This window comes from Dyadobacter sp. Leaf189 (assembly GCF_001424405.1).
In the GTDB taxonomy this organism is placed as follows: Bacteria; Bacteroidota; Bacteroidia; order Cytophagales; family Spirosomataceae; genus Dyadobacter.
In genome coordinates this window covers 155,404-170,360 of record NZ_LMPS01000007.1, presented here as the reverse complement: position 1 = coordinate 170,360, position 14,957 = coordinate 155,404, and the positions used below count along the sequence as shown (strand labels likewise).

Sequence of the window (14,957 nt, the reverse complement as noted above, 5' to 3'; positions counted from 1 at the left end):
TGTTGATGCATTGAAAGGGAGTCTTTCTTCTTGAATCTGTTCCTTAGCTTACCTTAACATTTATTAGCCATGAAAATCTTAACCAAGTCACTCTTTGCATCCTTACTGGCGGCTTCTGCTTTGGTAGGTTGTACCAGCGATGAGGATGTCAACCCTTCCAACGAGGTTAATCCCGTGATCATTCCTGCCGAAGTAGCAGACGGATCAAGCAGGTTTGCCTTCAACTTTTTACACAACCTTCAAAAAACACAGCCTGAGGACAACTTCTTTGTATCACCATTGAGCTTGCATATGGCGCTTGGAATGCTGCTGAATGGCGCTGAAAGTGAAACTGCACAGGAAATTCAGAAATCACTTGAAATGCAGGGTGTGTCAATGGCCGACCTGAACAAGGCATATCAGACCCTGATCAATGATCTTCCGGTTGCCGATTCAAAGGTTACATTAGGTCTCGCCAATTCAATCTGGTATAAAACCGGATTTAATGTCTCACCAGATTTCCAGAGTGTACTTCGCGATTCATTTCACGCGGAGATAACCGGTTTACCCTTTAACGCTGCTGCTGTCGGCAGGATTAACCAATGGGCAAGTGATAAAACCAATGGAAAAATCAAGAAAGTAATCGAGCAGATACAGGCTGATCACGTGATGTTCCTGCTGAATGCACTGTACTTCAAAGGTGACTGGAAAGCAAAGTTTGAACCTAAAGAAACAGCAGACGCTCCCTTCACATTGGAAGATGGTACTGTAAAAACGGTTAAAATGATGAATGTAAAGGGTGCATTCACTACCGCCGGCGATGCAACTTACAGTGCAGTAAAGCTTCCATACGGAAATGGGCAGTTTAGCATGACCATTCTGCTTCCAAAAGGTAGTGCTACGATTGACGGGATATTATCAGGACTTGATGCGGACGAATGGAAAACAATTACTTCCATGACAAATACCAGCAATATAAAAGTTGGCTTGCCCAGATTTAAGCTCGAATATTCGGCTTTACTGAAGGGTACTTTAATGCAAATGGGAATCAAAAGAGCATTTTCAAATGGAGCCGAATTTGGAAAAATAAACCGGGATACGGGGCTAAAGGTAGACTTTGTGAAACAGGATACCTACCTGGGGATTGATGAAAAAGGAACGGAAGCAGCGGCTGTAACATCAATTGGAATGTCGACTACCTCCTGGGGCCCCGAAGAGCCGAAATTCATCTGCGATCGGCCATTCGGGATTATCATCAGTGAAAATACATCGAATACGATCTTGTTTATGGGAAGGATTAAGAATCCGGACAGCAAATAACATTAAGTGAACCTTTCATTATCAGACATTTAGAGTATCAAAGATAAAAAATGCCGGCCATGTCGGCATTTTCGGGGTGCGTTATCGTCCGAGAGCCTTGCTTTCGGACGATTTTGTTTCCCTTGAATTGTGAAAAGCACCAGTATCTGCCGTGTGAGTGCTACCACCCGCAAAAGCTTCTATCTCTTTTAAAAACATCGCTTTACCGCTGTGATACCAGGCGCGGAACTTTACGGATTGGTCAATGTGAGTAGGCAGGTAGTCAAGCAATATCGAGAGATCGAAGGATTTGGAAGTTACGCCCGCACCTGAAATAACGCCGTCCAATGCATTACATTCCTGCTCAAAATGATTGGGTACCGGTACCATCATCACAGGCTTGCCCAGATACATTGCCTCACAAACAGATTCAAAACCGGCTGTCGTAACCAATGCAAGGCAACCTGCGAGCATATTCAGGTACTTTTCGCTATTGATCCTGTGAAAGGTGAGCGTTTTATCGTACTCAAATTCTTCGGAAACATTCGGATTGTCCCAGAAGCAATGCAGCCTGACGTCGGGATGTTGCTGGTGCCAAGAGATGATTTGCTGGCTCAGACTGTGGTGTGTCATGTAAACCAGGAAATAGTCGCCTTTCCGAGGCACAAGCCTGCCGATCTCGCGCCTTAAAAGCGGCGGTACCACGGTGATTTTAAGATCAGGTCGCGACGGAATTTCACGGAATGACAACGCAAGCCTCTTGCCGGCAAACCAGGAAGTGGATTTTGAGTTTAAATTGATCAAAAACCGACTTACCCTGCTTTGTTCAGGAAAAACGAATCGGGGATGCAGAAGCAAATACTGATGTGCAATGCAAACCATCGGGATTTCCGATCTGTACATCAGATTGTACAAGCCGCCATAGGTATCATAAAAACTGACAATCAGGTCTGGTCGGATCTGTCTCACAGTTCGATGTATCCTTTGGAGGCTGCGGAGGTATTTTGGGATATTGGCTAAATGGGTACACAAAGTCCGCCGCAGGTTCATTCCCCCGCCCTGTGCTTTGTAAATGATATTAGGTGCATCAAAATGAAACACCGGAGCATGAATGGACTCGTTGAAAAAGGCAGGTATCTGCCGGCCCGGCGAAGTTCCTACCAGCGCACCCACGACTTCGTGACCGGCCGATCGCAGGATTTGTCCAAGCGAAATAGCCTGGGTAAGGTGGCCCCTACCCTCGCCCTGCACCATAAACAGGATTTTCATATTATAAATAGCGTTGGTTCCGGCCGGTTAACAAGCCCGTGAATGCAACCTGCTTCTCAGAAACTGTGAAGTTCTCAGTAATAACCTTCGCTTTCGTTTTTACAGGCTTTTGAATAACCTCCTGCTGATCGTAATACAGCAGACTCCAGTTTCCGTCAAAATCCTCTACCAATGCACTGAGCGTTTCGACCCAATCACCCGAATTCATATACATGATCCCATCAATCTCGCGGATAGCAGGGTGGTGAATGTGCCCGCATATCACGCCGTCGCAGCTGCGGGAGCGCGCCAGCTCTGTCAGTTTTTCCTCAAAGTCGGTCATGTAATTAACCGCCATTTTTACGGATTGTTTAATCCGCTGGGAAAGTGAATAGTAAGACAGGCCTCTCCATTCACGGTATTTGTTGTAAAATTTATTGACCCAAAGCAAAAATGTGTACCCCATATCACCGAGGTACGCAAGCCATTTCAAATGCGTCGTAATGGAATCGAAAACGTCGCCGTGGGTAACGTAAAAACGCTGGGTACCCGAGTTTAGAATGTAGTCTTTTCTGATCTGAAAGTGCTTGCCGAGCCGCAGCGGAATGATCTGGTCCAGGAAGTCATCGTGGTTACCTCGGATGTAAATCACCTTTGTTTTGTGCTCTTCAATCATTTTCAGCACCCTTTTAAAGAACATAGTGTGCTTTCGCTTCCATACACCATATTTTTTCAACTGCCACGCATCGATGATGTCTCCATTCAGAATTAACTTTTTGCAGGTATAGCTCTTCAAAAAGTTTGTCACCTCCTCCGCTTTGGAACCTCCGGCGCCTAAATGCAGATCAGAAATGATGATTGTACGAAAGTGAGTTGTATCTCCCATGATACAAATCTTCTCATTTTATATTACCTGGATGTTACTGGCAGTTTATCAGTGAGTTAAGTTTTATACTAAAAACTATTTCTACAAATATCGATACACAATTTCTGCTCGTCACCATTGGTTATTTAAGAAAAAAGCCCAGATATTTATATTTCAAAAAATCGACAAACCAAGCCATGAGAGCACTTTTTACCCTTCTTCTCGCATGTTCATTCGGTGCATTTGCACAAAAAATCCACCTTCCTCATGAGGTTGAAAAAGTAGCCGAGCCCGCAGGCGGAAATCCATTGTTGACTCAGTTTATCAACACCAACCTGCAAGTCCCATTTAAAAGCGCCTTCAAAGGTATCAATGGAAGGGTGTACGTAAAAGCAGTGGTCGAGACAGACGGGAGTGTCAGCAACGTGGAGGTAGCACGCGGGATTGATTCACTATGCAACCAGGAAGCACTCCGCGTTTTCAAACTCTACCAGGCATGGAAACCGGCTACGGTCAAAGGTGAGCCGGTAAGACAGTCCATTTCTTATCCGGTGACCTTCAAAATCGCGCCGCAGGCAGGATATGACAGTACGAGCAAAGCGATAGTTGAATACTACGACGGGAAATATGCTCCTTCTTCCGACCCGAACAAGGCCGAGTACAGGAAGATCCTGCCAGTAGACGAGACAGGGTTTGTAGCGCGCGATGTTGTGTACGAAAACCGCCAGGGGAACAAATGGAAACGAATGGGTGCAGCTGCATTTGCCAGGAATAATGGCTGGTTCAGGTCTGACTACCTGCCTGCAAATACCGATTCCATACAAGTGTATTCCATTTCTGCGAGAGACCAGAATATGGCCAGCCACGCTGCGGAAGGTACATTTCAGATGAATGGACGCTTGCTGGAATACACGGAGTATGGCGCCAACAACAAAGCCTACCTGCATAAATTGTATGATCTGAATGGAATGGTGCGTGAATTGCAGCTATATACCGACAGCGTGAAAACGGAAGTAAAATGGTACGAAAACGGCCAGATCAAATCCGTGACAGAAATCATGAGCGCCAAGCCAACCGAAATTCCGAGAATTGTATATCTCGATGCATGGAAAAAGGACGGAACGCAGCTTACCAAGGCCGGCGAAGGTACCTGGGCAATAACCGAGAAAACCTATAATGGAAAGTGGCTCACCGAAAACGGCCGCATTACAGCGGGTGGCAAAACTGGCAAATGGACAGGTAAGTGGGCCGATAGTACCCTGCATTATGAGGAATTGTACGAAAATGGAACGCTACAAAAAGGAATAGCATACCATGACGGCGCAAAAAGCGAGTATACCGAGCCACAGGTCCAGCCTGAGTTCAAAGGTGGCCTTAATTCATTTTACAGATTCCTTGGAATGAACATAAAATATCCAACAGAAGCCTCCCGTCGTGGAGTTACTGGGAGGGTGCAATTGTCATTTGTAGTGTGTGAAGACGGCAGTTTGTGTGAATATAAAGTTGAAAAAAGCGCCGGTTTTGGCCTTGATGAAGAAGCGCTGCGCGTTGTCAAGAAAATGGACGGGCACTGGGTACCGGGAGAAATGCGGGGCAAACCGGTGCGGGTTCGTTATAACGTGCCTATCAATTTTCAGATGGATTGATTTCACCAGGAAACCGTTTATCCAATCCCAAAACCATTCAAGTGTTTTGGGATTTTTTTTATCCTGAATTGTAATGCATTTAGCCGGTAATTGATAATATTGTGATATCATTTTAATATCAACTTCAAGGCTATGAATGAAAAAGAACTAGGTACTGAATCAGGGGCTACGATGCTCGGCCTCGGCTTGTTGCTGATGCTGGCAGGAGGTGCCCTTTCGGCCGGATTGAACAACTCGCTTCCCGGCGTAATTTTATTTATTCCCGGCTTTTTTCTGATACTCGGGTTTACAGTAATCAACCCGAACGAAGCAGTTGTAGCCACATTTTTCGGGGATTATCAGGGAACGATCAAGCGGAATGGACTAAGCTGGGTCAACCCGCTGTTTAAGAAGAAGAAGATCAGCCTGCGTGCGCGTAACCTGAATGGACAGAAGCTGAAAGTGAACGACAAGCTGGGTAATCCCATTGAAATCGCTGCCGTGGTTGTATGGCGCGTAGGCGATACAGTGAAAGCCTGCTTTGAGGTAGATGATTATGTAAAGTACGTGGAAATACAATCGGAAGCGGCTGTACGCCACCTGGCAGGCATTTATGCATACGACAGCATGGAAGACGATGACCTGGCAGCACAGGAAGTTACCCTGCGCGACGGAAGTGGTAAAATCAACGAAATGCTGGAAGGCGAGCTTACGGAGCGGCTGAGCAGGGCGGGCATTGAAGTCCTCGAAGCCCGGATTAGTCACCTGGCTTATGCGCCTGAAATTGCCGGCGCAATGCTGCAGAGACAGCAAGCTTCCGCAGTAGTGGCCGCGCGCAGACAGATCGTAAACGGCGCAGTAGGAATGGTGGATATGGCGCTCGCCATGCTGTCTGAAAAGCAGATCGTGGAGCTGGATGAGGAGCGGAAAGCCGCTATGGTAAGTAATTTATTGGTAGTATTATGCGGTGAAAAGGCAGCGACGCCTATTTTGAACGCTGGCACTTTGTACCCCTGATATGTCAGAAAAAAAGGCATTTGTTTTACGGATCAATCCTGATATGCTCAAAGAACTCGAAGTTTGGGCACAGCAGGATTTTCGTAGCTTAAATGGTCAGATCGAATACCTGCTCAGCGAGGCACTGAAAAAACAGCGCCGGAGCAAGAAGCAAAGCAATGATAGTGAGGAAGGAAAAGAATAAAGAAAATGTTAACATTGCATTACAATAGTTGTTCTACCAATTTTTAAGCCGAACATGAAGCACGTCATCAGGATTCTGGCATTCGCCATAATCTCTCTCCAACTATCAGCCCAAATCCCCGATACTTTTCAGTGGCTTCCCGATGGAAGTGGCTATCGCGATGTAAGTGAAAACGATATTGTGGAAGTAACCTTGCCAGCGAATACGCCCAAGGTCATTGTTTCAAAAGCGCAGATAACTCCTGCAGGAGGCAGCCCTCTTCCAATCAGAAGCTACACGATGAGCAAGTCAGGAGATAAGGTTTTGATTTATACCAACTCCAAAAGAGTGTGGAGATATGATACCCGCGGCGATTACTGGGTTTTTGATATTACTGCCAAAACTCTGAAACAGCTTGGCAAAGGCTTGCCGGCTTCGTCACTGATGTTTGGAAAGTTCTCTCCAGACGGAAAACATGTAGCCTATGTAAGCAAGCACAATGTATATGCCGAGGATCTGCAGAGCGGAGAAGTGAAGCAACTGACGAAAGACGGTACTGATCGTGTGATCAATGGTACTTTCGATTGGGCATATGAAGAGGAATTTGATTGCCGCGACGGCTTCCGGTGGAGCGACGACAGCAAGTCCATTGCTTACTGGCAGCTGGATGCAACCAAGATCCGCAACTTTTTGATGATCAATACGACAGATTCCATTTACTCTTTCAATGTACCTGTTGAGTATCCGAAAGTAGGAGAAACACCTTCGCCTTACAAAATTGGTGTGGTAGATATCGCTGGCTCCCAGACTAAATGGATGAACATTCCGGGTGATCCGCAAAACACCTATGTCCCCAGAATGGAATGGTCGGGTATGCCAAATGAGCTTGTTATACAGCAGCTTAACCGCAAGCAAAACGAAAGTACCCTGCTTTACGTCAATACAACCGACGGATCTGCCAAGCCTTTTTACACTGAAAAAGACGAGGCGTGGATCGATATCAAGAGCCGCTGGGAAAATGACCCGATGGGCTGGGACTGGATCAACAATGGGAAGGAGTTTTTGTGGGTAAGTGAAAAAGACGGCTGGCGCCACACTTACCGCGTAAGTCGCGACGGTAAAAAGGAGACTTTGATCACGGTTGGGAATTTTGATATGATCAATCCTGTCAGAATCGACGAGAAAAACAATGCATACTATTTCATTGCTTCTCCCGACAATGCAACGCAGAGCTATTTATACAAAACTACGCTTGATGGAAAAGGCAAGCCAGTGAGAATAACGCCGGCAGATCAGCAGGGATCGCATGTGTACGAAATTTCACCCCTGGCGAAATTTGCAATGCACCGTTTTTCCAATGCGAAAACTGCGCCGCTTACCGAATGGATTTCGCTCCCGAAACACACTTCCATTGATCCCGCGAATTCTATTGCACAGTCAGCAGGCAAGATCAATTCCGCCAAGCTGGACATTGAATTTTTCAAGGTAACTACGGACGAAGGTGTGGAAATTGATGGCTGGCTCGTGAAACCAATCAATTTTGACGCTTCCAAGAAGTACCCGATTGTATTCACCGTGTACGGAGAACCCGCTTCAAGTACTGTGAAAGATACCTATGGAACAGGCCGCAACAGATTGTACAACGGCAGTATGGCAGACGACGGCTACATTTATGCATCTATTGATAACCGCGGTACACCTTCTCCAAAGGGCGCGAAATGGAGAAAAGCCATTTACAAGAACATCGGGACGATCAACATCAAGGATATGGATGGAGCAGCTACTGCAATGTTCAAAAAATATGCATTCATTGACACTTCAAGAGTAGCTGTGCACGGATGGAGCGGCGGGGGTTCCTCTACTTTAAACCTGCTTTTCCAATATCCTCAGCACTTTAAAACAGGTATCGCTGTAGCCGCTGTTGGAAACCAGCTTACTTACGATAACATCTACCAGGAACGGTATATGGGCATCCCGCAAGAAAACCGGGAGGATTTCGTAAAAGGATCGCCGATAACCTACGCAAAAAACCTACAGGGTAACCTGCTTTACATTCACGGCACGGGAGACGATAATGTGCATTATCAAAATGCTGAAATGCTTGTCAACGAACTGATCAGGGCAAACAAGGTATTCCAATTCATGCCATACCCGAACCGCTCACACAGCATCAGCGAAGGCCAGGGTACCTCAGCGCATTTAAGAAGCTTATTCACCGATTATCTGAAAAAGAACTGCCCTCCGGGAGCAAAGTAAATTCAGGTTATAACCAACAAAAAAGAGCTGGATTCACATTGGATCCAGCTCTTTTTTATTGGTTATGATTCTTTTCTATTTACCGTAAAGCTTCTTGGCAGCAGGTTCGTATTTGTCACCAGCTGACCATTGAGGAGCTGTTTTTCTGTCGGCGATCAGGCGGGTCGTATAAGTATAAGCCTGGCTAAATTTCAAAAGATAGTTAAAGTCGACCGTTTCGGGATTGTCTGAAACCTGGTGATAGTTTTTCATGATATCACCATTAAATTCCTTGAAGCCGGGTGTGAAAGTAGGTGCAGGAATTCCCTCTTTGGCAAAGTTCACATTGTCCGATCTATCAAAAAGACCTTGTTCCGGCGAAGGGTCTGCGAAAACGCCCAAACCGAAAGCTTTACTCGCAGTTTCAATTTCCGCGCGTGCGCCTGTGCGGTCCAGGCCCATTACAGCCACGATCGTGGTGTCGTTATAACCTGCACCGTCAGAATTAAGGTTGAATATGCATTTGTTCAAAGGCAGCAGCGGATGCGACGCGTAGTATTTACTTCCCAGCAAACCTATCTCTTCACCTGTCAGTGCAACGATCAAAACTGATCTTTTCGGCGGATTTTTAGACAAGGCCTCGGCCGCAGTCAGCAGAGCCACAGTCCCGAATGCATTGTCTCTCGCGCCATTGAAAATGCTGTCCTCAGCTGTGAAAGGCTGGCCACCCTGCTTGCCTACACCCACGTGATCATAATGCGCTGACAGCAATATATACTCGTCTTTCAGCTTCGGATCAGATCCTGGAATTAAACCGACTACATTATAGCTATTGACCTGCTGCGTTTTCCGGCCGGCTGTTTTAAAGTCTATTTCTTTAGCTCCGCGCAATGCCCGGGCAAATTTTGCTTCCTTACCATTTATCCACGCGTGCGGAATGGAGGACAAAGAGCCTTTATCACTTTCCGAAAGGGATAACTTTTCGCCAGCAAAGTTACGCAGCACAATGTTCCAGGGAATGGGCGCATTGAATAGCTCAATAACAGCTACAGCACCTTTCTCAGCGGCGAGCTTTCTTTTTGCGATAGATGTCGCAATGATTTCGCCCGGTGTTTGAGTCTCGGGCGTGCCGCTTTCCACGAGCACGATCTTGCCTTTTACATCCAGGCCTTTGTAATCGTCCCAGCTTTTAGCTGCATTTTCAAGACCAAAGCTGGCATAAACAACCGGCGCTTTGAGATTTGTTTCTCCTCCGTTCATCAGGATCCAGTCCTGTCCCGCCTTCATGATTTCCGCATCAGCAGTGATTTCGCCGGGAGCAGAAGCTCCCATTTTCTCGAAAGGGACACTCTGGAAATAAGTGTTGTTATTGGTTCCTGTACCTGCCACAGCACTCAGGCCCAGCTTCCGGAACTGCTCTGCAATGTAACGGGCAGCAACAAGATTGCCCATTTCCGCAGTCCGCCGCCCCATCAATTCATCCGCCGCCAGGAACCGCATATGCGCCTCCACTTCGGATTTCTTCACCTGAAATTCAGGTAATGCAGGTGATTTCTTTTGTGAGAAGGAAGGCTGGAAGTGTAAGCTTAAAGCAAGCGCCAGCAAGAATGACTTATTCATTTATAATTTCAGATATCGTTTTAAGAAATTGAATGTAAAATAATCCTTACAATTTCCGATAAGGTCTTGAGGAATATTACCCATTCAAAATCACAGCTGCCTCCTTCGCAAAATAGGTCAGAATGCATTTGGCACCGGCGCGGCGGATACTGGTAAGTACTTCCATCATGGCGCGGTCACCGTCCAGCCAGCCATTTTGTGCAGCGGCCTTAATCATCGCGTATTCACCTGAAACATTGTATGCCGCAATGGGAATATCAAAATTCTCATCGAGCAAACGAATAATGTCCAGATAAGAAAGCGCGGGTTTTACCATCAGCATATCCGCTCCTTCCGCGAAATCAAGCTGCGCTTCCAGCAATGCCTCGCGCTTGTTGGCCGGGTTCATCTGATATGTTTTCTTATCCCCGAACTTAGGTGCCGATTCAAGCGCATCGCGGAACGGACCATAGAATGCACTCGCATACTTGGCAGAATACGACATGATACTCACATCCGAAAACCCGTGCGAGTCCAGGTGCTGACGGATATAACCTACCCGACCGTCCATCATATCACTTGGTCCAAGGATATCTGCGCCCGCTTTCGCCTGAGCGAGCGACATGTTGGCAAGAATTTCCAATGTAGCATCATTCAAAATCTTGCCATTCTCAACCAGTCCGTCGTGACCATCAGAACTGTACGGGTCCATTGCCACGTCGGTCATAATCACCAGCTCGGGAAAGCGCTCCTTGATTGCGGTGATCGCTTTCAGATAGAAGGTATGCTCGCGGTAACTTTCCGAGGCAACTTTGTCTTTTTTACTTTCGGGATAATTGGGAAAAAGGTCGATGGCGCGGATTCCGAGATCCGTTACTTCCTTTAATTCTTCGAGCAAATTGTCAAGAGAGAACCGATAAATACCGGGCATTGATTTGACTTCCACCTTTTGGTTGGAGCCTTCCTGGACAAACATCGGGTAAATGAAATCGGAAACCTGAAGTGTCGTTTCCTGAACCAGATCCCTGATTCCTGCGGATTTTCTATTACGTCTCGGGCGACGGGATATATTGATCATGATTGGCTGTCGGCGATCAGCTGTCGGCTGTCGGCTTTTTTGTAAGCTACTTAAATACTTAATGCAAATAAAAAACCATGCAGCTCCCGTTTCAGTTTCGCAAACCCTCCTTTTTCCTACTTCCTCCCCTTCACCCCACCATCAACTTAAACCCTTCCCCGTGCAGGTTCATGATCTGAATGGAAGGATCTTCGCGAAGGTATTTGCGTAGTTTGGTAATGTACACATCCATACTGCGGGCATTAAAATAGGAATCGTCTCCCCAGATGGTTTTCAATGCATAGCTGCGGCTGATCGGCTGATTGAGGTTTTGACAAAAAAGGCGGAGCAGCTCGGATTCTTTACTGGTAAGCCGGGCTGACTTGTCATTTGCGGAAAGCTGCTGGTGACTGTAATCAAACTGATACTGCCCGATCTGGTACACTTTCAGTTCTTCCTTAGTATCAGGCTGTTTTTTATACCGGCGCAAAATTGCTTCTATCCGGAGGAGCAATTCCTCCCGGTCAAAGGGCTTTGTAACATAGTCATCGGCCCCGACACGAAAACCCTGCATAGTATCTTCCTTCATTGATTTGGCAGTCAGGAAAATGATGGGAACATCGCGTCCACTCATCCTAACTTCTTTTGCCAGAGAAAATCCATCCTTTTTAGGCATCATCACGTCGAAAATGCATAAATCGTACTCTTTATCGACAAAAGCCTGCCATCCTTTCTGTCCATCAGTAGCAAGATCAGTAGAATAGCCTTTATCGATCAGATATTCCTGAAGCAGCGATCCCAGATTTGCATCGTCCTCAACTAGTAGCAGGTTGGGCATAGAAAGGATATTAAATTATGTTTGCAAGATAGTATTGATAAACCTTCTTAACTTATAAAAAATGTTAAAATTTCTGGTCTGGCTTGTCGCATTCGTCGTCCTCACGGGCATTGTTTACTATGCCGGACCGAAGGTGCCGGAAGCACGTTTAACACCCGTTTTACCCACCATTACCACTGACCTCCCCAAACTCGAACAGGAAATTAACCAGTCCGAAAAAGCAGTTGCCCACATTAAGCAAGACAATGAAGCCCGCATTATCTGGGCAGACAGCAGCAAAAAGGAAAAGACGCCTTACAGTATTGTATATATCCACGGCTTCGGCGCAAGCTGGGCAGAAGGCGATCCTGTGCACAAGGATTTGGCAAAAAGATATGGCGCGAATTTATACCTGGCGCGCATGCACGACGCAGGTATAGCTGATACCAGCGCATTTGATGATCTCACTCCGAACAACTTTCTGGCCGGGGCCAAACGCGCATTGGCGATAGGGAAAGCATTGGGTGACAGTGTGATCGTAATAGGTACTTCTGCGGGTGGTTTGCTTTCGGTATACCTCGCTTCGACACACCCGGAAATCAAGGGACTGGTACTTTATTCGCCCTGCATAGAAGTGGCCAATCCTACCTTGAAGCTGATTACCGGACCCTGGGGCAAGCAAATCCTGCACCAGGTCATTGGCGAGCACAGCAAAGGCAGGGACTCTATTCCCGAGCGCGCGCAGTTCTGGTTGCAGGGTTACCATACCAATGGACTGGTCACTTTGCAGCAGATGATGGACGTGATTTCGCGACGTGAAGTTTACGAGCGCATTAAAATGCCCGTTTTTGTAGGTTATTATTACAAAAATGAAAAAGAACAGGATCCAGTGGTTTCTGTAAAAGCGATCCGAGATATGGCACCACTGCTGGGTACGCCGGAAACATCGAAAGTTGAAAAGGCATTTCCGGAAAGCGGCGACCATGTAATTGCTTCACGGCTACGCTCTAAAGACGTAAAAGGCGTGTACGAAGCTACTGACAGGTTTTTTCAGGAAAAGCTCCATTTAAAACCAGTAGAATCGGCAGTAACCCAGCCTAATACTGTTAGTTGGGCTGACTAAATCTGGCATAACCAACCAAAAATGCTTTACTTTGCCGCCTTAAACGGACTTATCCTAATTAATCAATAGAGAGGAAAATATGGCTTACGGTTTATTAAAAGGAAAAAGAGGAATTATTTCAGGTGCATTGGACGAAAACTCGATCGCCTGGAAAGTAGCCTTGAAAGCAAAAGAAGAAGGTGCTACGTTCACATTGACCAATGCGCCGATCGCAATGCGTATGGGCGCGATCAACGAGCTGGCCAAACAATGTGAAGCCGAAATCATTCCTGCCGATGCTACATCTATTGAGGATATAGAAAACCTTTTCAGCAAATCAACCGAAGTACTGGGTGGCAAAATAGACTTTGTGCTGCATTCAATCGGAATGTCTCTGAATGTGAGAAAAGGCAAAGAATATGGCGATCTGAACTATGAATGGTTTCAAAAAGGACTTGATATCTCTGCACTTTCACTGCACAAATTCATGCAGGTGGCCGAGAAGCAGGACGCATTGAACGAATGGGGTTCAGTTGTTGCATTATCCTACATTGCAGCCCAAAGAACCTACTCTTTCTATAATGATATGGCCGAGGCGAAAGCATTGCTGGAAAGCATTGCCCGCAGCTATGGATACCGTTATGGAAAAGCGAAGAACGTTCGCGTAAATACGATTTCACAGTCTCCTACCAAAACAAAAGCTGGTTCGGGAATAGCGGGATTTGATGCATTTTATGATTTTGCAGATAAAATGAGTCCGCTGGGGAATGCTTCGGCAGATGATTGCGCCAATTATGCGATCACGCTCTTCTCCGATCTCACCCGTTTTGTTACCATGCAGAACCTCTACCACGACGGCGGTTACTCATCGACAGGTATCTCGGAAGAATTGGTTGAGCTGATCCAGGAGCAACATAAATAATCCGCTGATCACACAGAACATCATAAGTAAAACCCTTCAAGGCACACGTTTTGAAGGGTTTTCTGTTTTTACTTAAAATATTTCCACCACTCACCCGTTTGCCGTTGTGTGCTATTTATGAACAGATTAGTTTTAGCCAAATTAAATTGACCCTATGAAACCTCGGATAAATCGGCTTTTTTCAGATCGTATTTTGAATAGAAAACAAGCGCGGCTATTGGCTGCTCTTTTGCTTTTCACTGCTTCCTTTTCATTCCTTTCCTGTGGCGGCGAGAAGGAAGAAACGAAGTCAGCTCCTGATACCCCTATCTATACATTGGTTTTTTTGGATAAAACACAGAGCGTGCATGTAGACAGGAACTATGTCAATGAAAAGTACCGGCAGACGCTGACAGATATTGTAGAAACCAACATGCGGAACAAAGGCGATAAGCTGGAAGTGTATTTTATCCACGAAAATACCTCAAAAGCACGCGCGTTGTCGCTGACTGTAAGAAGTGAGAAAGATGATATGGAAAGCGCAAATGCAACCGACCGTGAGGGCATTGAGACTGCATTCCAGCTCGCACTTCAAAAAGAAAAGGGGATATATTTGAGGCAGTTACTGGCCAAATTAAACCAGCAGAACACAGGCGCTTCCAACTTGCAAACGGATATTTGGGCAAGCTTGCCTGTAATTGCCAAAGCCGGCGAAAGCGGATCGGAAGTAAAGGTCTACTATTTCAGTGATATGGTGGAAAGTGTAAAGGGTGCAGACCGCAGGGATTTCCACATTCAGCCGCCAAAAACTGACGCCGAGGCAGAGGCAGATGCAAAGGCAGATACTAAAAAGCTGGCTCAATATGCGATAGGCTCGCCGCAGGTTACGATTGTGTCACCATTTGAACCAACTGCTTCCACCAAAGAAAACAACCCGCACGTAACGCATTACTGGCAAACGCTATTTCAGGAGCTGGGTGGGGTGAGTGTAGAGGAGCTTTGAGTTAAACCGAAGGGGAAGCCAGAAAGCTTTGAAGTATTTTCTGGTTT

At 46.3% G+C, this 14,957-nt stretch carries 13 protein-coding genes; 8 read left to right on the top strand and 5 right to left on the bottom strand.

All coding sequences use genetic code 11. The features are described 5' to 3' along the window. Window positions 1-69 precede the first annotated feature (69 nt). Entirely contained in the window at window positions 70-1,299 is a 1,230-nt protein-coding gene (locus ASG33_RS22270) for a serpin family protein (RefSeq protein WP_056290919.1), read from the top strand. Window positions 1,300-1,380: 81 nt separating this feature from the next. On the opposite strand, the gene ASG33_RS22265 is transcribed toward ASG33_RS22270, so the two are convergent. Both ASG33_RS22265 and ASG33_RS22260 read right to left on the bottom strand, forming a co-directional pair. Then, on the bottom strand, window positions 1,381-2,547 hold the full coding sequence (locus tag ASG33_RS22265) for a glycosyltransferase family protein (protein ID WP_082489374.1): 1,167 nt from the start codon (window positions 2,545-2,547) through the stop codon (window positions 1,381-1,383). A gap of 1 nt (window position 2,548) precedes the next feature. After that, window positions 2,549-3,412: a UDP-2,3-diacylglucosamine diphosphatase gene (locus ASG33_RS22260; RefSeq protein WP_056290917.1), complete on the bottom strand. Its 864-nt coding sequence runs from the start codon at window positions 3,410-3,412 to the stop codon at window positions 2,549-2,551. 176 nt (window positions 3,413-3,588) lie between these two features. Between ASG33_RS22260 and ASG33_RS22255 the strand changes: the two genes are divergently transcribed. The 4 genes from ASG33_RS22255 to ASG33_RS22240 all read left to right on the top strand — a co-directional run bounded on the left by ASG33_RS22255 (window position 3,589) and on the right by ASG33_RS22240 (window position 8,452). Next, on the top strand, window positions 3,589-5,037 hold the full coding sequence (locus ASG33_RS22255; RefSeq protein ID WP_056290916.1) for an energy transducer TonB: 1,449 nt from the start codon (window positions 3,589-3,591) through the stop codon (window positions 5,035-5,037). A 132-nt stretch (window positions 5,038-5,169) separates the two neighbouring features. Further along, window positions 5,170-6,033: an SPFH domain-containing protein gene (locus ASG33_RS22250; RefSeq protein ID WP_056290913.1), complete on the top strand. Its 864-nt coding sequence runs from the start codon at window positions 5,170-5,172 to the stop codon at window positions 6,031-6,033. 1 nt (window position 6,034) lies between these two features. After that, window positions 6,035-6,217, top strand: a complete 183-nt coding sequence (locus tag ASG33_RS22245) for an Arc family DNA-binding protein (RefSeq protein WP_056290912.1) — start codon at window positions 6,035-6,037, stop codon at window positions 6,215-6,217. A 54-nt stretch (window positions 6,218-6,271) separates the two neighbouring features. Next, window positions 6,272-8,452 carry a DPP IV N-terminal domain-containing protein gene (locus ASG33_RS22240; protein ID WP_056290909.1) on the top strand — a complete coding sequence of 727 codons (2,181 nt, stop codon included), beginning with the start codon at window positions 6,272-6,274 and terminating at the stop codon, window positions 8,450-8,452. A gap of 75 nt (window positions 8,453-8,527) precedes the next feature. Here ASG33_RS22240 and ASG33_RS22235 read toward each other — a convergent pair whose 3' ends face one another. The 3 genes from ASG33_RS22235 to ASG33_RS22225 all read right to left on the bottom strand — a co-directional run bounded on the left by ASG33_RS22235 (window position 8,528) and on the right by ASG33_RS22225 (window position 11,925). Continuing rightward, window positions 8,528-10,051, bottom strand: a complete 1,524-nt coding sequence (locus tag ASG33_RS22235) for a M20/M25/M40 family metallo-hydrolase (RefSeq protein ID WP_056290907.1) — start codon at window positions 10,049-10,051, stop codon at window positions 8,528-8,530. Window positions 10,052-10,127: 76 nt separating this feature from the next. After that, entirely contained in the window at window positions 10,128-11,108 is a 981-nt protein-coding gene (gene hemB / locus ASG33_RS22230; protein ID WP_200942853.1) for a porphobilinogen synthase, read from the bottom strand. Between the two features lie 130 nt (window positions 11,109-11,238). Next, a complete protein-coding gene (locus ASG33_RS22225) occupies window positions 11,239-11,925 on the bottom strand; it encodes a response regulator transcription factor (protein WP_056290905.1) in 687 nt (228 codons plus the stop codon). A gap of 61 nt (window positions 11,926-11,986) precedes the next feature. Between ASG33_RS22225 and ASG33_RS22220 the strand changes: the two genes are divergently transcribed. The 3 genes from ASG33_RS22220 to ASG33_RS22210 all read left to right on the top strand — a co-directional run bounded on the left by ASG33_RS22220 (window position 11,987) and on the right by ASG33_RS22210 (window position 14,910). Further along, entirely contained in the window at window positions 11,987-13,027 is a 1,041-nt protein-coding gene (locus ASG33_RS22220) for a carboxylesterase (RefSeq protein ID WP_056290903.1), read from the top strand. 79 nt (window positions 13,028-13,106) lie between these two features. Beyond that, complete coding sequence (locus ASG33_RS22215; RefSeq protein WP_056290901.1) at window positions 13,107-13,928, top strand: enoyl-ACP reductase; 822 nt, start codon at window positions 13,107-13,109, stop codon at window positions 13,926-13,928. A 193-nt stretch (window positions 13,929-14,121) separates the two neighbouring features. Continuing rightward, window positions 14,122-14,910, top strand: a complete 789-nt coding sequence (locus ASG33_RS22210; RefSeq protein WP_229238808.1) for a hypothetical protein — start codon at window positions 14,122-14,124, stop codon at window positions 14,908-14,910. Window positions 14,911-14,957: the final 47 nt, after the last annotated feature.